Origin of the sequence: Streptomyces ferrugineus (assembly GCF_015160855.1) — a bacterium.
In the GTDB taxonomy this organism is placed as follows: domain Bacteria; phylum Actinomycetota; class Actinomycetes; order Streptomycetales; family Streptomycetaceae; genus Streptomyces; species Streptomyces ferrugineus.
The window spans coordinates 1,747,335-1,774,321 of sequence record NZ_CP063373.1 but is presented as its reverse complement, the minus strand read 5'-3'; the positions used below and the strand labels follow the sequence as shown (position 1 = coordinate 1,774,321).

The window sequence follows — 26,987 nt, the reverse complement described above, 5'->3', positions numbered from 1 at the left end:
TCCCCTGCCCTCACAGCCGCTTGACCCCCTTGATGCGCCCGGCGCGCGCCGTGCGCGCCCGCACCGCCTTCACCTTCAGACCGTTCTTCAGCCCCGCGCGCTGGCCGCCGATGCGCAGCCCGGTGCCGCCGGAGAGCCAGCCGGAGGAGATGTCGGCCTTCTTCGCCTGGGAACTGGTGTCGGCGAGCGGGTCGTTCTCCGCGCGCCGGGCCAGCGCCATGATCCCGGGAACGACGAACGGCGCGAGCAGCAGGTCGTACAGGGCGGCCGTGAACAGCAGGCTGCCGAGCCCGACATGACGCGCGGCGGTGTCCCCGACGAGGGCGCCGACACCCGCGTACAGCAGCGTCGCTCCGATCGCGGCGACGACCACGACGACCATCGGCCCGGTGGCCGACTTCAGCCGGCCGTTGTCCGGCTTGATGAGCCCGGCGAGATAGCCGATGACGCACAGCACCAGCGCATAGCGGCCGGCGGCATGGTCCGCGGGCGGGGCCAGGTCGGCGAGCAGTCCGGCGCCGAAGCCGACGAGTGCGCCGCCGACATGGCCGTACACCATGGCCAGGCCCAGCACGGTGAGCAGCAGCAGGTCGGGGACGGCGCCCGGGAGGTGCAGCCGGGCCAGGACGCTCACCTGGAGGACGAGGGCGACGACGACCAGGGAGGAGGAGAGCAGGATTCGGTTGACGCGCATGGGGCTTCAGCTCCTACTGCTCTTGCTCGTACTCGTACTCGTTCTGGCCGTCGGGCGACGGCTGGTCCTCGCCGTCGACCCGGGGCTCGAACTGGCCGTCGGCCTGCGGCTGGTTCTGGCCCTCCCCCTCGGGCTGGACCTCACCGTCGGCGCCCGGCGTGACGGTGACCGTCACGGTCGGCGTGGGCTTGGGACGGGGCTTGTCGGGGAGCACCGTGTCGCGCGGGTCCTTCGTGGGGGCCTGGACGACGACGCCGACGATGTCGAGCTTGGAGAAACCGACGTACGGAGTGACGTAGAGGGTGCGGGTCAGGTCGCCGCCGGACGGGTCGACGCGGGAGACGACGCCGACCGGGACACCGGGCACGAAGGGCTTGTCGGCCTGCGAGCCGAAGGTGACGAGCCGGTCGCCCTTCTTCACCTCGGCCTTGCCGTTGAGGAGTTCCACACGCAGCGGGCGGTCGCCCTGGCCGGAGGCGAAGCCGAGTTCGTCGGTGGACTCCATGCGTGTGCCGACGGTGAAGTCGGGGTCGTTGGCCAGCAGCACGGTCGCGGTGTTCGGGCCGACGGTGGTGACCCGGCCGACCAGCCCGTCGCCGTTGAGGACGGTCATGTCGCGCCGGATGCCGTCGTTCGCGCCGACGTCGATGGTGATGGTCCAGGAGAAGCCCTGGGCCGCTCCTATGGCGATGACCTCGGCGCCCTTGATGCCGTACTGGCCCTTGCCCGCGACCTTCAGCATCTTGTCGAGCTGCCGCAGCCGGCTGCGATCGCGGTCGTCGCTGCCGAGCTTCGCCTTGAGGGCGGCGTTCTCCTGCTCCAGCTGGGCGAGCCGGTCGTGGCGCTCGCCGGAGTCACGGATCGCGGCGACCGCGTTGCCGACCGGGTTCACCGCGGCCGACACGCCGTCCTCGATCGGGCCGAAGACCGTGGCAGCGGCCTGGCGGGCACCGTCGACCGGAGAGTCCTCACCGCCGCGGATGTCCACCGTGATCAGCGCGAACGCGATGGCGATCAGCAGCACCAGGAGCAGCCGGCTCTCTCGTGTGTCCCTCACGTGCGGCGGCCGTGCCTTCCTCATAGGAATGTGCAGAGGTTTTGGTGTTCAGGTGTGCGGAGGCTCACGGGCGAGCTTATGCCTCCATATCAACGATCCGCCGTACGAGAGGAGATCATCCCGTACGGCGGAACCGAAGCGTTACTCGGGTCTGCCTCGCGAGGTCTGACGCCGGTCATCCAGCCGACTTGCTTTTCTGCTGGGGGTCCGGGGGTCGTCCCCCGGGACATGCGGTGTCATCTGCGCGGCTGGGCGTCCAGCACCTGCTGCAACGCCTCGAACTCCTCGACGCACTTGCCGGAGCCGAGCGCCACGCTGTCCAGCGGGTCCTCGGCGATGTGGATCGGCATGCCGGTCTCGCGGCGCAGCCGCTCGTCGAGGCCGCGCAGCAGGGCGCCGCCGCCGGTCAGAACGATTCCTCTGTCCATGATGTCGCCGGACAGCTCCGGCGGGCACTTGTCGAGGGTCGTCTTGACGGCGTCCACGATCGCGTTGACCGGCTCCTCGATGGCCTTGCGCACCTCGGCCGCGGAGATGACGACGGTCTTGGGCAGCCCGGAGACAAGATCCCGGCCGCGGATCTCGGTGTGCTCGTCGGAATCGAGGTCGTACGCCGAGCCGATCGTGATCTTGATCTGCTCGGCCGTCCGCTCACCCAGCAGAAGGGAGTACTCCTTCTTGATGTGCTGGATGATCGCGTTGTCCAGCTCGTCGCCCGCGACGCGGATGGACTGGGCGGTGACGATGCCGCCGAGGGAGATGACCGCGACCTCCGTGGTGCCGCCGCCGATGTCGACCACCATGTTGCCCGTGGCCTCGTGGACCGGCAGGCCGGAGCCGATGGCCGCGGCCATGGGCTCCTCGATGATGTGCACCTGGCGGGCGCCGGCCTGGGACGACGCCTCGATGACGGCGCGGCGCTCGACGCCCGTGATGCCCGAGGGCACACAGACGACGACCCGCGGACGAGCCAGATACCGCCGCTTGTGGATCTTCAGGATGAAGTAGCGGAGCATCCGCTCGGTGATCTCGAAGTCGGCGATCACGCCGTCCTTCAGCGGACGCACGGCAACGATGTTGCCGGGCGTGCGCCCGATCATCTTCTTGGCCTCGGCGCCGACCGCGAGAATGCCACCGGTGTTGGTGTTGATCGCGACCACGGACGGCTCGTTGAGTACGATCCCGCGACCCCTGACGTACACCAGCGTGTTGGCGGTCCCGAGGTCGACAGCCATGTCACGGCCGATGAACGACATTGAGTTCCCCATCAGGATTCGTCTGGCCTTCCTGGGAGCTTTTGATGGCTTGTCAGGACGGCGAAGTGGGTGCTGTGACGTGAAGGCTTCCATCGTAGACGCGCCTGCACGAACACTGCGGGAAGGTCTTCGCCATTGTCATCAGATGGCGTGCCGCCCCGCTTGTGGAGACGGGCCATCGGGGGCTCTCGTTCCCTCGATCGCCACGCATATGCCTGCTACTGCATTCGGGTGCCGCCGTGGGCGTCACGCACGGCCCGGGAAGAAGATCTTCACCTCGCGCTCGGCGGACTCCTCGGAGTCGGAGGCGTGGATCAGGTTCTCGCGGACGATCACACCGTAGTCACCGCGGATGGAGCCGGGCGCGGCGGCGATCGGGTCGGTCGGACCGGCGAGCGTGCGCAGCCCCTCGATGACCCGCTCGCCCTCGACGATCAGCGCGACGACCGGGCCGGAGGCCATGAACTCCACCAGCGGCTCGTAGAAGGGCTTGCCCTTGTGCTCGCCGTAGTGCTGCTCCAGGGTCTCCTGATCCAGCGTGCGCAGCTCCAGCGCCGTGATCTGCCAGCCGGCCTTGCGCTCGATACGGCTGATGATCTCGCCGGTCAGGCCACGGCGTACAGCGTCGGGCTTGAGCAGGACGAGGGTGCGCTGGGTCACGGGAGGGCTCCTTCTTACTGCCGGTGTGCGGTGGGATGAGGTTACAGGGCGTGTCCAGGCGCCTGTTACGCAGCGTCAGGTGTGGAGGAGTCTCCTTGCGCGGCCTGCGCCGCGAATCTCGCCTTGGCCTCGTCGACCTTCCGGCCGTAGTGCACCGAGGCCCACCACAGCGCCGCGAAGATCGCGCCCAGGAAGAACATCGTCGGGACGATGAAGCCGGAGGCGATGAGGGCGATCTGCAGGGCCCAGCCGAGCGCGACACCGCCGGGCCGGGTCACAAGACCGCACAGCAGCACACACAGGAACATCGCGATCCCGCTGACCGTCCACACCGTCGACATGGCCAGATCGGGGTCCTTCATGGCGACCAGAGCGGCGAAGCCGATGACGAAGAACTCGCCGATCAGGGTCGAGGAACAGAGCGTACGCATCGCCGGACTCAGCCCTTCCCCAGCAGCAGCCGGGCCTCGCCGACCGTGATGACGGATCCGGTGACCAGCACACCGCCGCCCGCGAACTCGCCCTCCTCCTCGGCCAGCGTGATCGCGGCCTCCAGGGCGTCGGGCAGCCGCGGCTCGACCTGTACGCGCTCGTCGCCGAACACCTCGACGGCGATGGCGGCCAGTTCGTCGGCGTCCATGGCGCGGTGCGAGGAGTTCTGCGTGACGACGACCTCGGCGAAGATCGGCTCGAAGGCTTCCAGCAGCTCGCGCACGTTCTTGTCGCCACTCGCGCCGACGACGCCGATGAGCCGGCTGAAGTCGAAGGCCTCCCCGACCGCCTCGGCGACCGCCCGCGCGCCCGCCGGATTGTGGGCGGCGTCCAGCACGACGGTCGGAGAGCGCCGTACGACCTCCATCCGGCCCGGCGAGGCGACGGCCGCGAACGCCTTGCGGATCGTGTCGATGTCCAGCGGCTCGGCCCGAGCGGCGCCGACGCCGAAGAACGCCTCCACGGCGGCGAGGGCCACGGCGGCGTTGTGCGCCTGGTGCGCGCCGTGCAGCGGCAGATACACCTCGGGGTACTCCCCGCCCAGTCCGCGCAGCGTGACAAGCTGCCCGCCGACGGCGACCTGGCGCGAGACGACCCCGAACTCCAGGCCCTCGCGCGCGACGGTGGCGTCGACCTCCACGGCCTTCTTCAGCAGCACCTGAGCGGCGTCCACCGGCTGCTGGGCCATGATCACGGTGGCGTCCTGCTTGACGATCCCGGCCTTCTCGGTGGCGATCTCGCCGGGAGTCCCACCGAGCCGGTCGGTGTGGTCGAGGTCTATGGGCGTCACGACGGCGACGTCACCGTCGATGACGTTGGTGGCGTCCCAGGAGCCGCCCATGCCCACTTCCACGACGGCGACGTCGACGGGCGCGTCCGCGAAGGCCGCGTACGCCATGCCCGTGAGCACCTCGAAGAAGGACAGGCGGTACTCCTGCTGTCCGTCGACCATCTCGATGTACGGCTTGATGTCCTGGTACGTCTCGATGAACCGCTCTGCGGAGATCGGGGCGCCGTCGAGGCTGATCCGCTCGGTGATGGACTGCACATGCGGCGAGGTGTAGCGCCCGGTGCGCAGTTCGAAGGCGCCGAGGAGGGCCTCGATCATGCGGGCGGTCGACGTCTTGCCGTTGGTGCCGGTGATGTGGATCGAGGGGTACGACCGCTGCGGCTCGCCGAGGACGTCCATGAGCGCGGCGATGCGGCTGACCGACGGCTCCAGCTTGGTCTCGCCCCAGCGTGTCGCCAGCTCCGCCTCGACCTCGCGCAGGGCCTTGTCGACCTCGGGGTCCTCGGGGCGCGCGGGCACGTCGGCGCTGGGCGGACCGCCCTGGGTGCGCAGGGTTCGGCTGCCTGCCTCGATGACGGCGAGGTCGGGGTCGCGCTCGGTTTCCGCCGCGATGATCTCGTCGAAGGGGTCGTCGCTCTCACTCACGGGGCCAGTCTACGGACGGGGACTGACAGCGTGCCTACGGAGTGGGGCGATGCGGATGTCGCGGCGGCGGCGGGCCGCAGGGGACCGGTCGCGCAGTTCCCCGCGCCCCTGAGTGGGCAAGGGCCCCCGGCGCTGGACAGCTCCGGGGGCCCTCAGTCGCGCAAAACGACTCACGCAACCGCGTAAATGACTCACGCTTCCGGCAAGCGCTCCAGCTGGGCCTTGATCCGGGCGATGTCCTCCTCCGCCTTCGCCAGCCGGCCGCGGATCTTCTCCACCACCTGGTCCGGCGCCTTCGCCAGGAACGCCTCGTTGCCGAGCTTGGCGGTGGCCTGGGCCTTCTCCTTCTCGGCGGCGGCGAGGTCCTTGGCCAGGCGCTTGCGCTCGGCCGCGACGTCGATCGCGCCGGACAGGTCGAGCGCGACCTCCGCGCCCGCGACCGGCAGCGTCGCCGTGGCCGTGAATGCCTCGCCCTCCGGCTGGAGGCGCAGCAGCTGCCGGATGGCCGGCTCGTGCGGGGCGAGTGCCGTGCCGTCGAGGGTCAGACGGGCCGGGACGCGCTGGCCGGGCTGCAGGCCCTGGTCGGCGCGGAAGCGGCGGACCTCGGTGATGACCTGCTGGAGAACGGCGATCTCCCGCTCGGCCGCCGCGTCCCGGAAGCCGCCCGGTGCGTCAGCACCAGGAACAGACACAGCCTTCGGCCAGTCGGCGATGACCACCGACTCGCCGCCGGTGAGCGTGGTCCACAGCGTCTCCGTGACGAACGGGACCACCGGGTGCAGCAGCTTCAACGTGACGTCGAGGACCTCGCCGAGGACGCGCTTGGAGACCTCGGCCGCCTCGCCGCCCGCCGCGAACGTCGTCTTCGACAGCTCGACGTACCAGTCGAAGACCTCGTCCCAGGCGAAGTGGAACAGGGCGTCCGACAGCTTGGCGAACTGGAAGTCCTCGTAGAACGCGTCGACTTCGGCGACGACCGAGTTCAGTCGGGACAGGATCCAGCGGTCCGTCGAGGACATCGCCGACGGCTCCGGCAGCGGGCCCTCCACCGTCGCGCCGTTCATCAGCGCGAAGCGCGTCGCGTTCCAGATCTTGTTGGCGAAGTTGCGGGAGCCCTGGACCCAGTCCTCGCCGATCGGGACGTCGACGCCGGGATTGGCGCCGCGCGCGAGGGTGAAGCGGAGCGCGTCGCTGCCGTACTTGTCCATCCAGTCAAGGGGATTGACGGCATTCCCGAAGGACTTCGACATCTTCTTGCCGAACTGGTCGCGGACCATGCCGTGCAGCGCGATGGTGTGGAACGGCGGGGTGCCGTCCATCGCGTACAGGCCGAACATCATCATCCGGGCGACCCAGAAGAAGAGGATGTCGTAGCCCGTGACCAGGACGGAGTTCGGGTAGAACTTCGCGAGCGACTCGGTCTGTTCGGGCCAGCCCAGCGTGGAGAAGGGCCACAGGCCGGAGGAGAACCAGGTGTCGAGGACGTCGGTGTCCTGGTGCCAGCCCTCGCCGGAGGGCGGCTCCTGGTCCGGACCGACGCAGACGACCTCACCCTCCGGGCCGTACCAGACCGGAATCCGGTGACCCCACCACAACTGCCGCGAGATACACCAGTCATGGAGGTTGTCGACCCAGTCGAAGTACCGCTTCTCCATCTCCTGCGGGTGGATCTTGACCCGCCCGTCACGGACGGCGTCACCGGCGGCCTTGGCCAGCGGGCCGACCTTGACCCACCACTGCATGGAGAGCCGGGGCTCGATGGTGGTCTTGCAGCGCGAGCAGTGGCCGACGCTGTGGACGTACGGCCGCTTCTCCGCGACGATCCGGCCCTCGGCGCGCAGCGCGGCGACGATGGCCGAACGCGCCTCCAGCCGGTCCAGGCCCTGGAAGGGGCCGTGGGCGGTGATGACCGCGTGCTCGTCCATGATCGTGATGGCCGGCAGGTCGTGGCGCTGGCCGATCTCGAAGTCGTTCGGGTCGTGCGCCGGGGTGACCTTGACGGCGCCGGTGCCGAACTCGGGGTCGACGTGGGTGTCGGCGACGACGGGGATACGGCGGCCGGTGAGCGGCAGCTCGATCTCGCGGCCGACGAGGTGGCGGTACCGCTCGTCCTCGGGGTGAACGGCGACGGCCGTGTCGCCGAGCATGGTCTCGGCACGTGTCGTCGCCACGACGATGGCGTCGTCCCCGTCGCCGTACCGGATGGAGACGAGCTCGCCGTCGTCGTCCTGGTACTCGACCTCGATGTCCGAGATGGCCGTGAGACAGCGCGGGCACCAGTTGATGATGCGCTCGGCGCGGTAAATCAGCTCGTCGTCGTAGAGCCGCTTGAAGATGGTCTGAACGGCCTGCGAAAGCCCCTCGTCCATGGTGAACCGCTCGCGCGACCAGGCGACGCCGTCTCCCAGGCGCCGCATCTGCCCGCCGATCTGCCCGCCGGACTCGCCCTTCCACTGCCAGACGCGCTCGACGAAGGCTTCCCGCCCCAGGTCGTGCCGGGACTTGCCTTCCTTGCCGAGTTCCCTCTCGACGACGTTCTGCGTGGCGATGCCGGCGTGGTCCATGCCGGGCTGCCACAGCGTCTCGAACCCCTGCATGCGCTTACGACGCGTCAGGGCGTCGATGAGGGTGTGCTCGAAGGCATGCCCGAGGTGGAGGGAGCCGGTGACGTTGGGCGGCGGAATGACGATGGTGTACGGCGGCTTGTCGCTCTTCTCGTCCGCCTCGAAGTAACCGCGCTCTACCCAGCGCTCGTACAGCGGCCCCTCTACGTCGGCCGGCGCGTACTGGGTCGGCAGTTCGGTGTGGGGCACTGTTGGCTGCTGCTGAGCGTTCTCGGTCACGGGCTCAGTTTAGGGGTGTCCCGGGCGTGTCCCGAAACGGGATTCTTCTGTAACGGTGGGCACCCCGATGCCATGCGTTGCCTGTGTCTGCGCCAGGATGTCAGGAACACATAAGCATCTGGAGGGGAACCCAGAAATGAGCTACAACCAGCCGGGCCCGTACGGCGGGCAGCCCCAGCAGCCCGGTCCGTACGGCCAGCCCGGTCCGTACGGCCAGCAGCCGCAGGCGCCCCAGCCCGGCTACGGCTACCCCCAGCAGACTCCGCCCGCCCAGCCCCAGCCGGGGTACGGCTACCCGCAGCAGCCCCCGCAGGGCGTCCCGCCCCAGCAGCCGTACGGCCAGCAGCCCGGCTACGGCCAGCAGCCGCCGTACGGCCAGGCCCCGTACGGGGCGCCGCAGCCGCCGGAGCCGGGTGGCGGCGGCAAGAAGGCGGGTCTGATCATCGGGGCGGTGGCGGTGGTGGCCGCGATCGCCGTGGGTGCGTACTTCGTGATCGGCGGGGGTGGCGGCGCGGCGAGCGTCGAGGACGACGGGGCGCACAAGCTGGCGACGCCGGAGAAGCTGCTCGGCGAGTACACGCGTGCCTCCAAGGTGGGGCAGGAAGTCGGTGAGGCCAACAGCACCGCCGAGGACATGGAGAAGAGCGGCGTCAAGAACGGCAAGAGCGTCGTCGGCGTCTACTCGACTGCGGACCTGAGCGGCTACGACCCCAAGGACCCGAGCACCGCGCCCGACCTGTCGGAGCTCGCGACGGCCAAGGGCATCACGTACTTCGGCGCCTACGGCGAGATCGCCGACCCCGAGGCGGCGCTCGAGAAGTTCTTCACCGACTTCAAGAAGTCGTCCCAGGGGTCCTCCTCCAGCTCCTCCGGCGCGGGCAGGACCGAACTGGTCGGTGAGGCCGAAGCGGTCGACCTCGACGGCGCGGTCATGAAGTGCCAGGCGGCCAAGGGTCAGAATCCGATGACCAAGAAGGAGAAGACCGACTGGTTCTGTGCCTGGGCCGACTACAGCACGATCGCCATGGTGTCGCCGGGTGACGCCACCCAGGGCATCGGCAAGGACGTCGCCGTGGACATCACGACGAAGGTCCGCCAGACGGTTCGCGTCCCGGCCTGACGCCCGGTTCGTCGACTGCGACATGCGAAGGGCCCCGGTCGCTTGACCGGGGCCCTTCGTACGTCTGCGGTACGGCTACGCCGTCTTCTGCTCCCCCGGCCCCCGCCCCCGCGCATCCCGCGGGATCAGCGTCGGGTTCACGTTCGAGTGGACGACGTCCGCCGTGATGACGACGCGGGCCACATCCTTGCGGGACGGGATCTCGTACATCACGCCCTGGAGGACCTCCTCCATGATGGCGCGCAGGCCGCGGGCGCCGGTCTGGCGGAGGATGGCCTGGTCGGCGATGGCCTCCAGGGCCTCGCGCTCGAAGTCCAGCTCCACGCCGTCGAGTTCGAAGAGGCGCTGGTACTGCTTCACCAGGGCGTTGCGCGGTTCCACCAGGATCTGCAGGAGGGCTTCCCGGTCCAGGTTGTGCACGCTGGTGATGACCGGGAGGCGGCCGATGAACTCGGGGATCATGCCGAACTTGACCAGGTCCTCGGGCATGACGTCCTCGAACTGGTCCTTGGCCTCCAGCTCGCGCTTGGAGCGGATCGTCGCGCCGAAGCCGATGCCCTTGGCGCCGGCCCGGGACTCGATGATCTTCTCCAGGCCGGCGAACGCGCCGCCCACGATGAACAGGACGTTCGTCGTGTCGATCTGGATGAACTCCTGGTGGGGGTGCTTGCGGCCGCCCTGCGGCGGGACCGAGGCCGTCGTGCCCTCGAGGATCTTCAGGAGCGCCTGCTGGACGCCCTCGCCGCTCACGTCTCGCGTGATCGACGGATTTTCACTCTTGCGCGCGACCTTGTCGATCTCGTCGATGTAGATGATGCCTGTTTCGGCCTTCTTGACGTCGTAGTCCGCCGCCTGGATCAGCTTCAGCAGGATGTTCTCGACGTCCTCGCCGACGTATCCCGCCTCCGTCAGCGCCGTGGCGTCCGCGATCGCGAACGGGACGTTCAGCATGCGGGCCAGGGTCTGGGCGAGGAGCGTCTTGCCGGAGCCCGTGGGGCCCAGCAGGAGGATGTTGGACTTCGCCAACTCGATGGCGTCGTCGCGGCCTTGGGCGCCGCCGTTCTCGCCGGCCTGAACGCGCTTGTAGTGGTTGTAGACGGCGACGGAGAGCGCCTTCTTGGCGGCCTCCTGGCCGACCACGTAGCCCTCGAGGAACTCGTAGATCTCGCGCGGCTTGGGCAGTTCCTCCCAGCGGACCTCACTGGTCTCCGCGAGCTCTTCCTCGATGATCTCGTTGCAGAGATCGATGCACTCGTCGCAGATATACACACCAGGGCCTGCGATGAGCTTCTTGACCTGCTTCTGGCTCTTGCCGCAGAACGAGCACTTGAGCAGATCGCCGCCGTCACCGATGCGTGCCACGGTGTGCTTCCCCTTCGCCTGGGAGACGCCTGGACGTTTTCGAATCCAGCGGCTCCTGGTGCTGCCTTATGTCCGACGGTACCTTGCCGAGCCCCCCGTTCGGGCCCCCCTTGGCGCGGTTCACTTTGACGTGCACCATCCCAAACCGTGCCAAGGGGCAGCAGACAATACCGGGTCCGCGTCAGCGAACGTCGGCGTTGTTCATCTTCCGCGTGGAGATGATCTGGTCGATCAGCCCGTACGACAGCGCGTCCTCGGCCGTGAGGATCTTGTCGCGCTCGATGTCCTCGCGGATCTTCTCGATCGGCGTGGTGGAGTGCTTGGCCAGCATCTCCTCCAGCTGCGAGCGCATCCGGAGGATCTCGTTGGCGGCGATCTCCAGGTCGGAGACCTGGCCGCGGCCGGTCTCGCTGTAGGGCTGGTGGATCAGGACGCGGGCGTTCGGGAGCGCCATGCGCTTGCCCGGGGTGCCCGCGGCCAGCAGCACCGCGGCGGCGGAGGCCGCCTGGCCCATGCAGACCGTCTGGATGTCCGGCTTCACGAACTGCATCGTGTCGTAGATGGCCGTGAGCGCGGTGAAGGAGCCGCCCGGGCTGTTGATGTAGACCGAGATGTCCCGGTCGGGGTCCATGGACTCCAGGCACAGCAGCTGCGCCATGACGTCATTGGCGGAGGCGTCGTCGATCTGCACGCCGAGGAAGATCACGCGCTCCTCGAACAGCTTCGCGTACGGGTCGTACTCGCGGATGCCCTGCGAGGTGCGCTCGACGAAGCGGGGGATGACGTAGCGGGACTCGGCGGCGGGACCCGTGTACTCGGCGCGCGTGCGGTCGTACAGGCCGCTGCCGGGGAAGTCGTTCACTGTCTGTCTCCTAGGGGCTCGGGCGGTCGGCTGGGGGCGCTGTGGGGGCCTCAGGCCCCGGTGCCGCCGCCGCCCGGCATACCGGCGGCCGTGGGCATGATGTCGTCGATCAGGCCGTATTCCTTGGCCTCGAGCGGGTCGAACCAGCGGTCGCGGTCCGAGTCGCGGGTGATCTGCTCGACCGTCTGGCCGGTGTGGAAGGCGGTCAGCTCGGCCATGCGCTTCTTGGTGTGCAGCAGCCGCTCGGCGTGGATCTTGATGTCCGAGGCGGAACCCGCGAGGCCCGCGGAGGGCTGGTGGATCAGGATCTCGGCGTTGGGCAGCGCGAAGCGCTTGCCGGGGGTGCCGGCGCTGAGCAGGAACTGCCCCATCGAGGCCGCCATGCCCATGGCGATGGTGACCACGTCGTTCTTGATGTACTGCATGGTGTCGTAGATCGCCATGCCGGCCGTGATCGAGCCGCCGGGGCTGTTGATGTAGAGGTAGATGTCCTTGTCCGGGTCGGCGGCAAGGAGCAGCAGCTGTGCGGTGATCCGGTTTGCGATGTCGTCGTCGACCGGCTGGCCGAGGAAGATGATCCGCTCGTTGAGCAGCCGGTTGTAGACATGGTCGCCGAGGCCACCGCCGATGGAGGGCTCGCCTGCGGCGGAGGGCATCAGATTCGTCACGTATCCACCTGCTCGTCTTGCGACGGCGCCGGGCCGTCTCACGTGTTCTGCGTGGGCAACGGGGGCTCCCCTGCCCTCATACTCATGGACCCTAACGCGGTGGCCCTGTGCTGCAATCCCGGTTCCGCGGGTGTTCGCCGGGGGCGTAGCGCCGCGGGGGCGGCGGGGCGCGGGCGTACGAAAGAAGGGCCCCGGGGATTTCGCCTCCCCGGGGCCCTTCCTACGAGCTACGCGGCGCCGTGGGCTCAGCCCTCGGACTTCTCCTCGTCGGAGGCGTCGGCGGTGCCCTCGGCGATCTCCACGGTCTCCGTGGCCTGCTCGACCTCGTCCTCGTCGTCCAGGTCGATGACCTCGCCGTTGGTGTCCTTGACCACGGCCTTCTCGACGACGACGGCCAGGGCCTTGCCGCGGGCGACCTCGCCGACCAGGAGCGGAACCTGGCCGCCCTCGACGACCGCCTGGGCGAACTGGTCGGGCGACATGCCGGAGGAGGAGGCGCGGCGCATGAGGTGCTCGGTGAGCTCCTCCTGGTTGACGTTCAGCTTCTCCAGCTTGACCAGCTCGTCCAGGACGAACTGGGTCTTGATGCCCTTGACCGCGGCCTCGCGGGTCTCGGTCTCGAACTCCTCCTCGCTCTTGCCCTGGATCTCCAGGTACTTCGCGAGGTCGAGGCCCATCTGGCCGAGCTGGTGGTGCTCGAGGTTGTGCTTACGGGTGTTGACCTCGTCCTCGAGCAGCTTCTCGGGGACGGGGACCTCGACCAGCTCCAGCAGCTTCTCCAGGACGCGCTCCTGGGCCTGCGTGGCCTGGTCGTACTGCTTCATGTTCTCGAGGCGCTTGCGGCTGTCGGCCTTGAGCTCGTCGAGGGTGTCGAACTCGGAGGCGAGCTGCGCGAAGTCGTCGTCCAGCTCGGGCAGTTCGCGGGCGGCGACCTGGGTGACCTTGACGGTGACCTCGGCCTCCTTGCCGGCCGCCGAGCCGCCCTTGAGCTCGGAGGTGAAGGTGGCCTCGCCACCGGCCTCCAGGCCCTTCACGGCGTCGTCGATGCCGTCCAGCAGCTCACCGGAGCCGATGGTGTAGGAGACGCCGCTGGCGACGCCGTCCTCGAGGACCTCGCCGTCGACCTTGGCCTCCAGGTCGATGGTGACGACGTCGCCGTCCTCGGCGGCGCGCTCGACGGGGGACGTCGAGGCGAAGCGCTCGCGGAGCTGCTCGACCGACTTCTCGATGTCCTCGTCGGTCACCTCGACGGCGTCGACCTCGACCTCGATGCCGGAGTAGTCCGGGATCTCGATGGCCGGGCGGACGTCGACCTCGGCGGTGAAGTTCAGCGTCTCGCCGTCCTTCAGCTCGGTGATGTCGACCTCGGGCTGGCCCAGGACGGAGAGCTCGGCCTCGTTGACCGCCTCGGTGTAGAACTTCGGCAGCGCGTCGTTGACGGCCTCCTCCAGCACGGCGCCACGGCCGAACCGCTGGTCGATGACGCGGGCCGGGATCTTGCCCTTGCGGAAGCCCTTCACCGTGACCTGCTGGTTGATCTTCTTGTACGCCGCGTCGAGGCTGTCCTTGAGCTCCTCGAAGGGCACCTCGACAGTGAGCCGAACCCGGGTCGGGTTCAGGGTCTCCACGGCGCTCTTCACGGTTCGGTCTCCTTGTGGCTGACTTCTTGGGTTCTGCCGGAGCCAGACTGGTCCGGCGGATTCGCCGCCCGGAGGACCTCGTGACTTCGTACGGAGAGACACACGGGCGTGCAGCTTGCATAGTAACGGCAGCGGCGACACGCCCCCAAAGGCGATCACGGGACACGATCACCGAGGTCGTCACGCGAATGGCCGGTCTTCACCGGACGTGGTCGGGGTGGCGGGATTTGAACCCACGGCCTTCCGCTCCCAAAGCGGACGCGCTACCAAGCTGCGCCACACCCCGTGCTGGTGCGACACGTAGGGTACATGCCCGCAGGCAGTGGGGCCGCCGCATTTATGGGGTGTGCGGCGAGGGGGGCCGACCCGCTACGATGCATCCTGTGCCGCGGTCACCTGACCTGCGGCGCGTCCGTGCGGGCGTAGCTCAATGGTAGAGCCCTAGTCTTCCAAACTAGCTACGCGGGTTCGATTCCCGTCGCCCGCTCTGTACGGCTCAGGGCCAGGTCGGAGGGTGATTCCTCCGACCTGGCCCTGATCGTTTCCGGGGGCTCCCCGCAGGTCGTTTCACAGGTCGCGTACGTCCGCCGTGTAGACGGCGCGCAGGCCGTACGGGACGTAGAGGGCGTCGCCGACCAGGACCGGTGGTGCGGTGATGGAGGTGGCGACGTCGAGGTCGCCGCCGTCGTCGCGGCCCGCGCGGGTGCCTGTGACCCTGCCGGTGCGCACGTCGATGGCGGCGAGGCGACCGCTGGGGGAGGCCAGGTAGAGGCGGGTGGCGGAGGCGGCCGGGGGGCCCGACTGCTCGACCGTGGAGTCCGTCTTCCAGAGCTGGCGTCCGGTGCCGGGGTCGACGGCGCGGACGCTGCCGCCGGGGAGTGTGAAGTACAGGGTGCCGCGCAGGACGTAGAGGGACGCTCCCTCGGGCTGGGCCGTCGCCAGGCGTGCGGTCGTCACGACGTGGGATTCGGCGTTGATCAGGGTCACCGTGCGGTGGGTGCCGGTGACGCCGGCCAGTACGAGGCGTCCGTCGGCCTGTCCGGCGATGTCCTGGTCACCCTTGATCTTCACGGTCCAGTCGGGCCGTCCGGTGGCGGGGTCGAGTCGGGTGACGCTCGTGCCGGTGATGTCGTCGCCGGTGAGCCGCGCGCAGAGCAGGTACGCCTGTCGGTCCGCGGCACGCAGCAGGCAGGGATCGGTCTCCTGGTCGGGCAGCGGGCGCTTCCAGCGGACCTTGCCGTCGTCGGCGCCGAGGAGCGCGTAGTACTTGGAGTCGTCGCCGTAGACGGTGATGACTCCGGCCGGTACGGCGATGGAGGCGCCGTGTTCGCGGTTCGGCTCCGTGGCGCCGTCGCCGTCACCGGTGACGGTCTTCCACCTCGCCTTGCCGGTCTCGGCGTCGAGGGCCTGGACGGTGTAGCGGGTTTTGGACAGCCCGTCGCCGTCGACCGGCCGGTCGTCGGCGCCGTAGACGTACACACTGCCGCCGCGGGCGCCGATGATCGTGCCCGCGGAGCTGCCGCCGAGGTCGTCGGCGGTCTCGTCGATGGACCGGGCCCAGGTGTTGCGGCCGTCGGCGAGGGCGAAGCGGGTCGCCATGACGTCGTCGCCGGCGCAGACCAGGGAGCGGCCGGTGGCGGCGCAGCGGTTGAACGGACTGCTGGGGCCGATCGGGTCCTTGTCGGGGCTGGGGTCCTTCGACCTCTTGTGCCAGGCCTGCCATCCGGAGGGCAGGTCGCCTGCGACCGGGGTCGGCTCGGCGTTGACGGACATGACCGTGAGGGTCGTCGCGGCGGCCACCAGCAGGGCGCTCAGGGCGGAGAGGAGGATCAGGCGCTTTCGGCGTCGGGGGGTGGAGGGCTGCTCGTCCCGGGGTGTGCCGCTGTCGGGTTCGGAGCGCGGGCCGGGCATCTCGCCGTTGCGCAGCAGGCGCAGCAACTCGTCCGGTGACGGCCGGGACTTGGGGTGCTTTTCCAGGCAGAGCTGGACGAACGGAAGCAACTCGGGCGGTACGTCGTCGATTTCCGCGGCGCCGTCGACGACCCGTACGGCCGTCTCATAGGGACTCGGGCTGTCGAAGGGGCCGTGGCCGGTGGCGGCGTAGGCGACGACCGAGCCGAGGGAGAAGACGTCGGCGGCGGGGCCCACGTCCTGCGGGGACGAGAACTGCTCGGGGGACATGAAGGGCGGTGTGCCCATCACGCGGCCGGTCTGGGTGAGGACGTCGGAGGCGGCGAACTCGGCGGCGCGGGAGATGCCGAAGTCGATGACGCGGGGGCCGTCCTCGGCGAGCATCACATTGGCCGGTTTCAGGTCGCGGTGGACCATTCCGGCGCGGTGGATGTCGCGGATGGCCTCGGCGAGGCCGGCGGCGAGTTCGTACAGTTTCGGCAGCGGCAGCGGGCCGTGGCGGCGGACGTGGGTGCCCAGGTCCTCGCCGGGGATGTAGAGCGTGGCCATCCAGGGGCGCGGCGCGTCGGCGTCCGCGTCCACGACGGGAGCGGTGAAGGCGCCGCTGACCTGACGGGCGGCGGCCACCTCGCGGCGGAAGCGGATGCGGAACTCGTCGTCGTCGGCGTACTGCGCGTGCACCACCTTGAGGGCGAGACGGCGGCCGGAGTCGGAGCGGGCCAGGTAGACCACGCCCATGCCACCGGAGCCGAGGCGGTCCTCGATCCGGTAGCCACCGACCTCCGCCGGGTCCGACTCGCGAAGCGCCATCCCGTACGTCCCCCCGTTCCGTACCGTTCGACGATCTCGAACGAGGGTATCCGTACGCTTCCGGGGCGCCCCACGAGCCCTAGAACTGGATCGAGTTGATGGTCTCGGCTATCGAGTTGAGGAATCGCTGGATGTCGTCGGCCATGCCGGTCGAGGCGAGGAAGAAGCCGAACAGCACGGCGACGACGGCGGGGCCGGCCTTCAGGGATCCGCCACGGATCAGCACCACCAAGATGATCGCCAACAGCAGCACCACTGACAGCGAAATGGCCACAACAGATCACACCCTCGGTCGGTCCGCTCTCCCGGCCCGGGGACGCGACCCCGCGCACCCCCGCCAGAACCATCGTGCCACCAACCGGCCCCCGCTATGCGGCACGTGACGTTTCGTTCGCCACACCTGTGCCGGATCTGTGCCCATGTCCGGCACACACCGACCTCTCGCGTTGTGCCCGTACGGCATTTCGACCGGGCACCCACGCACTTAATTCGACGGGATCGTTTCCATCGCCACACAACGTGTTCGCCGGTATTTCGAATTCGCGACGCGGTGATCATTTCATCGCCGTCACCTCCTGGCCATATGCACTACTTAGTCGGGATGAATCCGGACAAGAAGGGTGACCAACAGGTGTCTGCCAGGTGCATGTTCGCTGTACACACGACGTCATGTGCAATAACCACTAATGACCTCGGGAGTTTTACGAAATCCCACAGGCAACGCTAGGGTGCGTCAGATGTTCCACGCTGCCTCGTCCCCCGCATGCGCAGCGAGGTCCTGTACCGCCCTCCCCCGCTTCCGGCGGGAGGGTCTGTGACGGACTCGCTACGACCGCACGGCAACAACCGAACGCCACTCCCCCCGACTCAGCAGTCGGCGGACGGAGTGCCGAGTCCGCGCTCACCGCAGAGCAAGCAGGCTCAGGGCGACGCCCGAGCCGCGTCCGGCGGTGCCAAGCAGCGCGACGCGTTCTTCGACAACGCCAAGTACCTGGCGATCGTACTTGTCGCCATAGGCCACGCCTGGGAGCCGATCAAGGGTGACAGCCGGACCCTGGAAACGATGTACACGGTCGTGTACACGTTCCACATGCCGGCGTTCATCATCATCTCCGGCTTCTTCTCGCGCAGCTTCGACGCGAGCCCCGGTCGGCTGCAGCGCCTGATCACCGGCGTCGCGGTGCCGTACATCGTCTTCGAGACGGCGTATCCGCTGTTCAAGCGGTGGATCGACGAGGACCCGAGCCAGGAGATCAGCCTCCTGGACCCGTGGTACCTGACCTGGTTCCTGTGCGCGCTGTTCATCTGGCGCATGACCACGCCGATCTGGAAGATGGTGCGCTGGCCGCTGCCGCTCGCGCTCGGCCTCGCCATGCTGGCGACGGTCTCCCCGGAGATCGGCGACGACCTGGACCTTCAGCGGGTGCTGCAGTTCCTGCCGTACTTCGTGCTGGGCCTGTGCATGAAGCCCGAGCACTTCCACATGGTGCGTACGCGCACGATGCGGATCGCGGCCGTGCCGGTGGGCGCGGTGGCGCTGGCCTTCGGCTGGTGGGCGGTGCCGCGCATGAACACCGCGTGGTTCTACCACCGGGACGCGGCGCAGGAGCTGGGCGCGCCGTGGTGGGCCGGGCCGGTCATGGTGCTGGCGATGTTCGGCTGCTCACTGCTGCTGACGGCCTGCTTCTTCGCGTGGGTGCCGGGCCGGCACATGTGGTTCACGGCGCTCGGCGCGGGCACGCTGTACGGCTATCTGCTGCACGGCTTCTTCGTGAAGGCCGGTGACTACCAGGGCTGGTTCGAGGCGGCCTGGCTGCACCGTCCGCTCGGCGAGATCTTCGTCACGGTCGTCGCGGCCGCCGGGGTCACGCTGCTGTGCACCCCGCCGGTGCAGCGGGTGTTCCGGTTCGCGATGGAGCCCAGGATGGAGTGGGCGTTCAAGCGGGACGCGGGCCGGCTGGCGCGGGAGCGGGAGAAGCGCGAGGGGGCGGCGGCGCGCGAGAAGGTCAACGCCTGACTCTGCGCCGTTCCTTCACATCGAGGAGAGTCATTCTCCTGGCAGACGCAGACCGAGAAGTGCGTGCATCCGCGCGTACTTCTCGGTCAGTCGTTTCCGGGTCGTCCCGTCCAGGGCGGCCAGCCGCTCGGGGTCCGCGTTGTGCGCCAGGTCCGCCTCCTTCACCAGGAGGGCGCCCGGGGTGGCGAGGATGCGTGCCGCGTACGCCTCCGGCGGTTCTCCGGGGCGTTTGGTGACCGCGAGCACGATGTCCTTCGTACGGCGGCTCAGTGCGGCCTCCTCCAGCCACTGTCCGGACAGGGCGCCGTCCTCCACCGCGTCGTGCAGCCAGGCCGCGGCGATCTGCTCCGCGGTGCCGCCGCGGGCGCGTACGCCTTCGGCGACGGCGCCGAGGTGGTCCGTGTAGGGGCGTCCCGCCTTGTCGGTCTGGCCGGCGTGGGCGGTGCGGGCGATGGCCTCCACGGCGGGGAGGGAGAGGTGCTGCGCGGGTACGTCGGTCACCCGTCCAGTGTCCCGCCTCGCCGCCCTGCCCGTTCCCGCCCTGCCCGTTCCCGCCCTGCCCGTTCCCGCCCCGCTCGTTCCCGCCCCGCCGGACGGGCTGGAGGGCGGGTCAGCGGGGGGCCGACTGGGTCGTGGGGCCCTCTCGGCAGATCAGAAGCAGGGCCCGGTCGTCGTTGACGTCCTTGGCCACTGCCTCGATCAGATGCCAGGCCGCGCCGTGGAAGCCACCGGCGACGTAGCGGTCGGCCTCGCCGGTGAGACGGTCTATGCCCTCGACGATGTCGCGGTCGGACGTCTCGACGAGGCCGTCGGTGAACAACATCAGCACGTCGCCGGGGCGCAGTGAGCCCTTGACCGGGTCGAACTGGGCGCCGTCGTAGACGCCGAGAAGGGGGCCTTCCGCCGCCTTCTCCTCCCAGCGGCCGCTGCCCGCGCTCAGTTGCAGGCCCGGTGGATGGCCCGCCGAGTAGAGCTCGTAGTCGCCCGAGTCCATGTCCAGGACCAGGTGGATCGAGGTGGCGAAGCCCTCGTCCCAGTCCTGGCGGAGCAGATAGCCGTTGGCCGCGGGGAGGAACGCGTGCGGGGGCAGGCTGCCCAGGAGGCCGCCGAACGCGCCCGACAGCAGCAGCGCCCGCGACCCCGCGTCCATGCCCTTGCCGGAGACGTCCGTCAGGACGACCTCCAGCGTGCGGCCGCCGTTGGTGCGGGCCGCGACCACGAAGTCGCCCGAGAAGGACTGGCCGCCCGCCGGGCGCAGGGCCATCTCGCGATGCCAACCGGGCGGCAGGCCCGGCAGCTTGCTCTGGACGCGGATGCGTTCGCGCAGGTCGAAGAGCATCGTGCCGCCGCGCCGCCAGGGCACGCCCACCCGGCTGCGGAACTGCGCGATCAGCAGGCCGAAGAAGCCGCAGGCGGCCACGACCAGCACCACGCCCGGGGAGACCCGGGCCGGGCCCTCGGTGTACGGCCCGAGCTGCACCGACTCCACGATCAGGGCCGTCGCCGCCGCCGCGTACAGGCCCAGCAGACTCGCCGGGCGCAGCAGCAGGCCGCCCGCGACGATGGGCAGGACCAGCGCGGCGGGCGAGAACCACACCGGGTTGGCCATCGTCATGGCACAGATCAACGGGACCGTCAGCAGCAGGCCGACCAGCGCGATCCAGTCCGAACCGTCGCCGCGGAAGTAGTCCACGGCGCTTCTGCGCACGCCGACGCGGGCCCGGTGCCAGTGCATCCTCAACCGGGCCATGAACGTCTCGGCCGCCGCGCGCCGCTCTCGTCCTGCTGCCATTAGTTCGGGACCCTATCCATCGGACCAGCTGCTTGGCACGGGAGGTCCCACTTGTCCCCCGTCCGAGGTTCAACTTCACAGTGAACTTCACGGAAAGCGGTCGCGCCGCCCGCACCGAGAAATTCCCTCGCTCGTCCCGCAATGCCCTGGTAGGCATGATTCATGGCGAAAGACAGTGCGAGCGAGGCCGATCGCGTGGAGCTGCGGGTGCTGCGGCGGGACGAGTGGGACATCTGGTACGACACCCTCATCCGCGCCTTCGGTGGCGTCCCGGAGGCGGCCGAGGAGCGGGAGTTGTGGGACTCGCTCACCGAACTCGACCACTCCCTCGGGGCCTGGGACGGGGACGTGTGCGTGGGGACGGCCGGCGCGTTCAGCTTCCGGCTGACCGTGCCCGGCGGGGCCGTGGTGCCCGCCGCGGGCGTCACGATGGTCAGCGTCGCGGCCACGCATCGCAGGCAGGGCGTTCTGACATCGATGATGCGGCGGCAGTTGGACGATGTGCGCGAGTCGGGCCGGTCGCTGGCGATCCTGACCGCATCCGAGCCGGAGATCTACGGCCGGTTCGGCTACGGCGTCGGCACCTTCCAGGTGAGCACCGAGATCGACACCACACGCGTGCGGCTGTCGGTGCCGCCCGGTACCGATGACGTAGGTCTGCGCTACGCCGTACCGGCCGACGTCCTGGACGTGTGCGAGGCGGTGTACGCGCGCAAGGTGTCCGAACGGCCGGGGATGCTCGCGCGGCTGCCCGGCTGGGAGCGGCTCGGGCTGCTCGACCCGGAGAGCGAGCGGGAGGGGGCCTCGCCGCTGCAGTGTGTGCTGGCGGAGCGGGGTGGCGAGGTCGTCGGGTACGCGCGCTTTCACGTCAAGCCGGAGTGGGATGCGAGCGGGGCGAAGGGTGTGGTGCGGCTGCGGGACGTGCAGGCCCTGGATCCGGCGGCGCAGGCCGCGTTGTGGCGTTTTCTGTTCGGCATCGACCTGACGTCCACGGTGAAGGCGTATGCGCGGCCGGTGGACGAGGCGTGGCAGTTCCAGGTGTCCGACATCCGGCGGTGTGCGGTGCGGGTGCGGGACGGGCTTCATGTGCGGCTGGTGGATGTGGGGGCCGCTCTGCAGGCGCGGACGTATCAGGCGCCGGTGGATGTGGTGTTCGAGGTGGCGGATGCCTTCTGTCCCTGGAACGCGGGGCGTTGGCGGTTGAGCGGGGACGCGAAGGGCGCGTCGTGCGAGCGTACGACGGACTCGGCCGATCTCTCCCTGTCCGTACGGGAGTTGGGGGCGGCCTATCTCGGGGGCGTGAGCCTTGCGGCGCTGGGGGCGGCCGGGCGGGTGCGGGAGTTGCGGCAGGGGGCGTTGGCGGAGGCGTCGGTGGGGTTCGGGTCCGTCGTGGCGCCCTGGTTGCCGCACGGCTTCTGAGCTTGGTGTTTAACCTCGGCCGTTCACCTGACCCGCTGATCTTGGTTCGTTCCAGGGACAACAGGGCGGCCGTTCTTCACGCTTCGAGGTGTCGAGCAACGTCGCGTGAAGGAACGGCCGCTGGTGAAGAGTCTCGCCGCTGAACAGTCCGCTGACGCCGCGGTGGGCGTCCTGTCCCACTTTCGTGTCGAGTTCTACGACTGCCTCTACACCCGGGCGGATGCGCTCTTCGAGCTCACCGACGCGGTGCTGTGCTCGGACGGCCCGGTGACGTCGCTGGTCGAGTTGACGCTCACCGCCGAGCACCGGCGCGGGCACGGAGCGATGTACGACGCGGTCAACCACGGCTGGCTGGAACCGCGCCGCCTGCGCAGGCTGCTGGCCGCCACGCCGCTGCCACGCGCCGCCGACGGGCGGATCGTGCTCGCGGTGGACGTGAGCAACTGGCTGCGACCCGACGCCCCCACCAGCCCGGAGTTGCTGTTCTGCCACGTCTACGGGCGGGGCCGCAGCGCGGATCAGTTCATCCCCGGCTGGCCCTACTCCTTCGTCGCCGCCCTGGAGACGGGACGCACGTCATGGACGGCCGTGCTGGACGCGATCCGGCTGGGGTCGTGCGACGATGCCACCGCGGTGACCGCCGCCCAGCTGCGCGAGGTGGTCACCCGGCTGGTGCACGCCGGGCAGTGGCAGCCGGGCGACGCAGACATCCTCGTCGTGATGGACACCGGCTACGACGTCACCCGCCTCGCCTACGTCCTGGCCGACCTGCCCGTCGAACTGGTCGGCCGCCTACGCTCGGACCGCGTCATGCTCCGGGACGCCGGCCCACGCCGCTCCTCCCCGCGTGGCGGGCAGCCCCGCAAGCACGGCGGCGTCCTCACCTTCTCCAAGCCGGAGACCTGGCACACCCCCGACCAAGCCACGACCTGCGACACCACCCGCTACGGCACGGCCGAAGCCCTCGCCTGGGACCGGATGCACCCCCGATTGCAGGCCCGCGGCCCCTGGCTCGACCACTGCGGCGAACTCCCTCTGATCCACGGCACGTTGATCCGGCTGAAGGTCGAGCACCTACCTGGTGACCGCGACCCCAAGCCGGTATGGATGTGGTCCTCGCGCACCGGCATGACCGGCCAGGACGTCGACCTGCGCTGGCAGGCGTTCCTCCGCAGATTCGATCTTGAACATACCTTCCGGCTGTTCAAGCAGACCCTGGGCTGGACCGTCCCCAAGGTCCGCGATCCGCACACGGCCGACCTGTGGACCTGGCTGATCATCGCCGCCCACACCCAACTCCGCCTCGCCCGGCCCCTCGCCGAGGACCTCCGCCGCCCCTGGGAACGGCCCTCCGAGCCGCGCCGGCTCACCCCCGCCCGAGTCCGCCGAGGGTTCCGCCACCTCCGCGTGAAGACCGCCCGTCCCGCCGACGTGCCCAGACCCTCCAAGCCCGGACCCGGACGCCCACCCGGCTCGAAGAACCGCAGGCCAGCCCCACGTCACGAGCCTGGGAAGACCGTGAAACGAATCGAAACCCTCACCGAACACGTCCGCCTGAAACAGCAGCGAGGTTAATGATCAAGCTGAGGGGCGGCCCCGTTTCCTTGCGGCGCCGTGTTGCTCATGGCGTCTGGCAGTTCGGGCACCAGAAGAGGTTGCGGGCGGCGAGGTCGGCGGTGCGGATCTCGCCGCCGCAGATGTGGCAGGGCAGGGTGGCCCTTCGGTAGACGTAGACCTCGCCGCCGTGGTCGTCGACGCGGGGTGGGCGGCCCATCGCCTCCGGGGTGTGTTCGGGGCGGACGGTGTCGATGCGGTTGTTGCGGACGCCCTCGTGCATGAGGTCGACGAGGTCGGTCCAGATGGCGTCCCACTGGGTGGGGGTGATGTCCCTGCCCGGGCGGTACGGGTCGATGCGGTGGCGGAAGAGGACCTCCGCGCGGTAGACGTTGCCGACGCCGGCGATGACCTTCTGGTCCATGAGCAGGGCGGCGATGGTCGTGCGGCTGCGGGAGATTCTCCGGTACGCGGTGTGGGGGTCGGCGTCGTCGCGGAGGGGGTCCGGGCCGAGGCGGTCGTGTATCGACTGCTTCTCGGGGGGTGTGATCAGGGCGCAGGTGGTGGGGCCGCGGAGGTCGACGTACGCGGTGCTGTTCGCCAGGCGGAGGCGGACGGTGTCGGTGGGGGGTGGTGCGGGGGTGCCGCCGAAGTTGACCTTGCCGAAGAGGCCGAGGTGGATGTGGATCCAGTCGGTGGTCCGGAAGCCGAGGAAGAGGTGTTTGCCGTGGGCCTCGGTGTGGGTGAGTTCGGAGCCGTTGAGGAGTTCTGCGGCGTCTGAGAACTTGCCCTGGGGGCTGGTGACATGGGGGTTCGTGCCGAGGAATGCGGCGGCGTAGTCCTGGGCCAGACGGTGGATGGTGTGGCCCTCGGGCACGGTGGCTCCCTGTGGTCGTGTGCGGGTGGTGGTGGGCTCGTGCGCAGCCATTCTCGCCCCCGCCGCCCCTACCCGTCCCATCCCCAGGGGCCCCGCCCCTTCGACCCCGGACCCTTTCTGGGGGCTGCGCCCCCAGACCCCCGCGTCGGCCCTTAAGGGGCCTTGTCCTCAAACGCCGGACGGGCTGGCTGATGCGGGCCGGCGTTGGGAGGGGGCTGTGTTGCCGTGCCAGTCAGTCGGCCGGTGGTTGGGGACCCCAGCCCATAATCCCTGGGGTCCTGGGCCGGGGGTGGCTACTGCTGGGGGTGGTGTGGGGGGATCGGGGGGAGGTCACCCGTGGTCTCGTACGTGCTCAGCATGTCGATGCGGCGGATGTGGCGGTCGTCGCCCGAGAAGGGCGTGCCCAGGAAGGTCTCGACGAACTTCGTCGCCTCCTGCGTCGTGTGCATGCGCGCGCCCACCGCGACGACGTTGGCGTTGTTGTGCTGGCGGCCCAGCGACGCCGTCTCCTCGCTCCAGGCCAGCGCCGCGCGGACGCCCTTGACCTTGTTCGCGGCGATCTGCTCGCCGTTGCCCGAGCCGCCGATCACGATGCCGAGGGAGTCGGGGTCGGCGGCCGTCCGCTCCGCCGCGCGGAGGCAGAAGGGCGGGTAGTCGTCCTGGGCGTCGTAGATGTGGGGGCCGCAGTCGACCGGGTCGTGGCCCGCCGCCTTGAGCCACTCGACGAGGTGGTTCTTGAGTTCGAAGCCCGCATGGTCCGAGCCGAGATACACGCGCATGCAATGAGTGTGACACGGCTGTTTCTGGACGGCAGCGTCGGGTTCCGATCACGTCACATGTGACGCCCACTACAGAAGCTCAAGGAAATCTTAAGTAAAGGAAATAAATCAAAGGTTCCCAAATCAGTTCTCCTGCGATTCACTGGCCCGACTCGTACGTCTCATGCGTCCCATCCGTACGAGGACCGCTCCCCACGGCGCAAAGGAAAACGATCAGTTCCATGACTTCGCAGCCGAACCGGAAGACGGCCGAACCGGCCGCCGGGGGCCATGGCCTGCAGGCCGGGCTCAAGAACCGCCATCTGTCCATGATCGCCATCGGTGGCGTCATCGGTGCCGGGCTCTTCGTCGGGTCCAAGACCGGTATCGCCACCGCAGGACCCGGCATCCTCCTGTCGTACGCCCTCGTCGGCACGCTCGTGGTGCTGGTGATGCGGATGCTCGGTGAGATGTCCGCGGCCAACCCGACCTCCGGGTCCTTCTCCGCCCACGCCGACCGGGCGCTGGGCAGCTGGGCCGGGTTCTCCATCGGCTGGCTGTACTGGTTCTTCTGGGTGGTCGTGCTGGCGGTCGAGGCGACCGCCGGCGCGGAGATCCTCGAGGGGTGGATTCCGGCCGTTCCGCAGTGGGGCTGGGCCCTGATCGTGATGGTGGTGCTGACCGCCACCAACCTGGTCTCCGTCGGATCGTACGGCGAGTTCGAGTTCTGGTTCGCCGGGATCAAGGTCGTCGCGATCGGCGCGTTCGTCGTCATCGGCGGCCTGGCCGTCTTCGGGCTGCTCCCGGGCGTCGACAGCAGCCAGGCCGGGCTGAGCAACCTCACCGACCACGGCGGCTTCCTGCCCAACGGCGCCGGCGCGATCCTCACCGGTGTGCTCCTGGTCGTCTTCTCCTTCATGGGCAGCGAGATCGCCACCCTGGCCGCCGGTGAGTCCGAGGACCCGCAGCGGGCCGTCACCAAGGCCACCAACAGCATCATCTGGCGAGTCGCCGTCTTCTACCTCGGCTCGATCCTCGTCGTGGTGGCCCTGCTGCCCTGGGACAGCCCGTCCATCACCAAGGACGGCTCCTACGTCGCCGCCCTCGACTCCCTCGGCATCCCGCACGCCGGTCAGATCATGAACTTCATCGTGCTGACCTCGGTGCTGTCCTGTCTCAACTCCGGCCTCTACACCGCCTCCCGCATGGCCTTCTCCCTCGGCCAGCGCGGGGACGCGCCGAAGTCCTTCGCGCGGACGACCGGCCGCGGTGTGCCGCGGACTGCGATCCTCGCGTCCGTCGTGTTCGGCTTCGTCGCCGTCTTCTTCAACTACAAGTTCCCGGACTCCGTCTTCCTCTTCCTCGTCAACTCCTCCGGTGCGGTCGCCCTGTTCGTCTGGCTGGTGATCTGTTTCTCGCAGCTGCGCATGCGGAAGATCATCCGGGCCGAGGCGCCGGAGAAGCTCGTCGTGAAGATGTGGCTGTACCCGTATCTGACCTGGGCGACGGCCGCGCTGATCGTGTTCGTCCTCGGCTACATGCTGACCGACACCGAGCACGACGGCCGCAAGACCGTGCTGCTGTCGCTGCTGGTGGCCGCGGTCGTGCTGATCGTCGCCTTCGTGAAGGAGAAGGTCGGGGGCGGGCGTCCGGCGGGTGTCGAGACGGCCACCACCACGGGCCCGAGCTCAGGCTCGGGATCGGGATCGGGATCGGGATCGGGATCGGAATCGTCTCGCGACGAGGTCAGGGCCGGCTGA

The 26,987-nt window shown here is 69.3% G+C and carries 22 protein-coding genes and 2 tRNA genes; 6 read left to right on the top strand and 18 right to left on the bottom strand.

Annotated features, from left to right (window positions below):
* Positions 1–10: 10 nt before the first annotated feature.
* The 7 genes from mreD to IM697_RS08100 all read right to left on the bottom strand — a co-directional run bounded on the left by mreD (position 11) and on the right by IM697_RS08100 (position 8,437).
* On the bottom strand, positions 11–694 hold the full coding sequence (mreD, locus tag IM697_RS08130; RefSeq protein WP_194046062.1) for a rod shape-determining protein MreD: 684 nt from the start codon (positions 692–694) through the stop codon (positions 11–13).
* 13 nt (positions 695–707) lie between these two features.
* Complete coding sequence (mreC, locus tag IM697_RS08125) at positions 708–1,751, bottom strand: rod shape-determining protein MreC (RefSeq protein WP_194046061.1); 1,044 nt, start codon at positions 1,749–1,751, stop codon at positions 708–710.
* 236 nt (positions 1,752–1,987) lie between these two features.
* The gene (locus tag IM697_RS08120; protein WP_004001297.1) at positions 1,988–3,007 is read right to left on the bottom strand and encodes a rod shape-determining protein; all 1,020 of its coding nucleotides are present in this window, start codon (positions 3,005–3,007) and stop codon (positions 1,988–1,990) included.
* A gap of 246 nt (positions 3,008–3,253) precedes the next feature.
* A complete protein-coding gene (gene ndk / locus IM697_RS08115) occupies positions 3,254–3,667 on the bottom strand; it encodes a nucleoside-diphosphate kinase (RefSeq protein ID WP_194046060.1) in 414 nt (137 codons plus the stop codon).
* 65 nt (positions 3,668–3,732) lie between these two features.
* Positions 3,733–4,098: a DUF4233 domain-containing protein gene (locus IM697_RS08110; protein ID WP_194046059.1), complete on the bottom strand. Its 366-nt coding sequence runs from the start codon at positions 4,096–4,098 to the stop codon at positions 3,733–3,735.
* Positions 4,099–4,106: 8 nt separating this feature from the next.
* The gene (gene folC / locus IM697_RS08105; RefSeq protein ID WP_194046058.1) at positions 4,107–5,594 is read right to left on the bottom strand and encodes a bifunctional tetrahydrofolate synthase/dihydrofolate synthase; all 1,488 of its coding nucleotides are present in this window, start codon (positions 5,592–5,594) and stop codon (positions 4,107–4,109) included.
* A gap of 191 nt (positions 5,595–5,785) precedes the next feature.
* A complete protein-coding gene (locus IM697_RS08100) occupies positions 5,786–8,437 on the bottom strand; it encodes a valine--tRNA ligase (RefSeq protein WP_194046056.1) in 2,652 nt (883 codons plus the stop codon).
* A gap of 136 nt (positions 8,438–8,573) precedes the next feature.
* On the opposite strand from IM697_RS08100, the gene IM697_RS08095 reads away from it, so the two are divergent.
* On the top strand, positions 8,574–9,557 hold the full coding sequence (locus IM697_RS08095) for a hypothetical protein (RefSeq protein WP_194046054.1): 984 nt from the start codon (positions 8,574–8,576) through the stop codon (positions 9,555–9,557).
* Positions 9,558–9,632: 75 nt separating this feature from the next.
* Here IM697_RS08095 and clpX read toward each other — a convergent pair whose 3' ends face one another.
* From clpX to IM697_RS08070, 5 genes are all read right to left on the bottom strand, one after another.
* Positions 9,633–10,919, bottom strand: a complete 1,287-nt coding sequence (clpX, locus tag IM697_RS08090; protein WP_030052243.1) for an ATP-dependent Clp protease ATP-binding subunit ClpX — start codon at positions 10,917–10,919, stop codon at positions 9,633–9,635.
* A 181-nt stretch (positions 10,920–11,100) separates the two neighbouring features.
* The gene (locus IM697_RS08085) at positions 11,101–11,781 is read right to left on the bottom strand and encodes an ATP-dependent Clp protease proteolytic subunit (RefSeq protein WP_308400784.1); all 681 of its coding nucleotides are present in this window, start codon (positions 11,779–11,781) and stop codon (positions 11,101–11,103) included.
* Between the two features lie 50 nt (positions 11,782–11,831).
* Positions 11,832–12,437: an ATP-dependent Clp protease proteolytic subunit gene (locus tag IM697_RS08080; RefSeq protein ID WP_194049632.1), complete on the bottom strand. Its 606-nt coding sequence runs from the start codon at positions 12,435–12,437 to the stop codon at positions 11,832–11,834.
* A gap of 257 nt (positions 12,438–12,694) precedes the next feature.
* Positions 12,695–14,089: a trigger factor gene (tig, locus tag IM697_RS08075; protein ID WP_194046052.1), complete on the bottom strand. Its 1,395-nt coding sequence runs from the start codon at positions 14,087–14,089 to the stop codon at positions 12,695–12,697.
* A gap of 209 nt (positions 14,090–14,298) precedes the next feature.
* Positions 14,299–14,375 (bottom strand) — tRNA-Pro (locus IM697_RS08070).
* A gap of 130 nt (positions 14,376–14,505) precedes the next feature.
* Here IM697_RS08070 and IM697_RS08065 point away from each other — a divergent pair.
* Positions 14,506–14,576 (top strand) — tRNA-Gly (locus IM697_RS08065).
* A gap of 80 nt (positions 14,577–14,656) precedes the next feature.
* On the opposite strand, the gene IM697_RS08060 is transcribed toward IM697_RS08065, so the two are convergent.
* Both IM697_RS08060 and IM697_RS08055 read right to left on the bottom strand, forming a co-directional pair.
* Positions 14,657–16,810, bottom strand: a complete 2,154-nt coding sequence (locus IM697_RS08060; RefSeq protein ID WP_194046050.1) for a protein kinase domain-containing protein — start codon at positions 16,808–16,810, stop codon at positions 14,657–14,659.
* 79 nt (positions 16,811–16,889) lie between these two features.
* Complete coding sequence (locus IM697_RS08055; RefSeq protein ID WP_030044846.1) at positions 16,890–17,084, bottom strand: hypothetical protein; 195 nt, start codon at positions 17,082–17,084, stop codon at positions 16,890–16,892.
* Positions 17,085–17,624: 540 nt separating this feature from the next.
* Between IM697_RS08055 and IM697_RS08050 the strand changes: the two genes are divergently transcribed.
* Positions 17,625–18,827 (top strand): acyltransferase family protein, encoded by a 1,203-nt coding sequence (locus IM697_RS08050; protein ID WP_194046048.1) that lies wholly within the window; start codon positions 17,625–17,627, stop codon positions 18,825–18,827.
* Between the two features lie 30 nt (positions 18,828–18,857).
* Here IM697_RS08050 and IM697_RS08045 read toward each other — a convergent pair whose 3' ends face one another.
* Entirely contained in the window at positions 18,858–19,328 is a 471-nt protein-coding gene (locus IM697_RS08045) for an HD domain-containing protein (protein ID WP_194046046.1), read from the bottom strand.
* Between the two features lie 109 nt (positions 19,329–19,437).
* Positions 19,438–20,619, bottom strand: a complete 1,182-nt coding sequence (locus tag IM697_RS08040; protein ID WP_194046044.1) for a PP2C family protein-serine/threonine phosphatase — start codon at positions 20,617–20,619, stop codon at positions 19,438–19,440.
* Between the two features lie 162 nt (positions 20,620–20,781).
* On the opposite strand from IM697_RS08040, the gene IM697_RS08035 reads away from it, so the two are divergent.
* Both IM697_RS08035 and IM697_RS08030 read left to right on the top strand, forming a co-directional pair.
* Complete coding sequence (locus tag IM697_RS08035) at positions 20,782–22,038, top strand: GNAT family N-acetyltransferase (protein ID WP_194046042.1); 1,257 nt, start codon at positions 20,782–20,784, stop codon at positions 22,036–22,038.
* A gap of 162 nt (positions 22,039–22,200) precedes the next feature.
* Positions 22,201–23,613, top strand: coding sequence for an NF041680 family putative transposase (locus IM697_RS08030; protein ID WP_322734573.1), 1,413 nt, complete (start codon positions 22,201–22,203; stop codon positions 23,611–23,613).
* 46 nt (positions 23,614–23,659) lie between these two features.
* On the opposite strand, the gene IM697_RS08025 is transcribed toward IM697_RS08030, so the two are convergent.
* Positions 23,660–24,469 (bottom strand): Fpg/Nei family DNA glycosylase, encoded by an 810-nt coding sequence (locus IM697_RS08025; protein ID WP_194049631.1) that lies wholly within the window; start codon positions 24,467–24,469, stop codon positions 23,660–23,662.
* A gap of 293 nt (positions 24,470–24,762) precedes the next feature.
* Complete coding sequence (locus IM697_RS08020; RefSeq protein WP_194046038.1) at positions 24,763–25,248, bottom strand: ribose-5-phosphate isomerase; 486 nt, start codon at positions 25,246–25,248, stop codon at positions 24,763–24,765.
* A 221-nt stretch (positions 25,249–25,469) separates the two neighbouring features.
* On the opposite strand from IM697_RS08020, the gene IM697_RS08015 reads away from it, so the two are divergent.
* Entirely contained in the window at positions 25,470–26,987 is a 1,518-nt protein-coding gene (locus IM697_RS08015; RefSeq protein WP_194046036.1) for an amino acid permease, read from the top strand.

What these genes read in the sequence shown, in the direction of transcription:
- mreD (WP_194046062.1), bottom strand. Translation starts at nt 694, where the DNA reads ATGCGCGTCAACCGAATCCTGCTCTCCTCCTCCCTGGTCGTCGTCGCC.
- IM697_RS08120 (WP_004001297.1), bottom strand. Translation starts at nt 3,007, where the DNA reads ATGTCGTTCATCGGCCGTGACATGGCTGTCGACCTCGGGACCGCCAAC.
- IM697_RS08110 (WP_194046059.1), bottom strand. Translation starts at nt 4,098, where the DNA reads ATGCGTACGCTCTGTTCCTCGACCCTGATCGGCGAGTTCTTCGTCATC.
- IM697_RS08095 (WP_194046054.1), top strand. Translation starts at nt 8,574, where the DNA reads ATGAGCTACAACCAGCCGGGCCCGTACGGCGGGCAGCCCCAGCAGCCC.
- IM697_RS08080 (WP_194049632.1), bottom strand. Translation starts at nt 12,437, where the DNA reads ATGCCCTCCGCCGCAGGCGAGCCCTCCATCGGCGGTGGCCTCGGCGAC.
- IM697_RS08060 (WP_194046050.1), bottom strand. Translation starts at nt 16,810, where the DNA reads ATGGCGCTTCGCGAGTCGGACCCGGCGGAGGTCGGTGGCTACCGGATC.
- IM697_RS08040 (WP_194046044.1), bottom strand. Translation starts at nt 20,619, where the DNA reads ATGGCAGCAGGACGAGAGCGGCGCGCGGCGGCCGAGACGTTCATGGCC.
- IM697_RS08035 (WP_194046042.1), top strand. Translation starts at nt 20,782, where the DNA reads ATGGCGAAAGACAGTGCGAGCGAGGCCGATCGCGTGGAGCTGCGGGTG.
- IM697_RS08020 (WP_194046038.1), bottom strand. Translation starts at nt 25,248, where the DNA reads ATGCGCGTGTATCTCGGCTCGGACCATGCGGGCTTCGAACTCAAGAAC.
- IM697_RS08015 (WP_194046036.1), top strand. Translation starts at nt 25,470, where the DNA reads ATGACTTCGCAGCCGAACCGGAAGACGGCCGAACCGGCCGCCGGGGGC.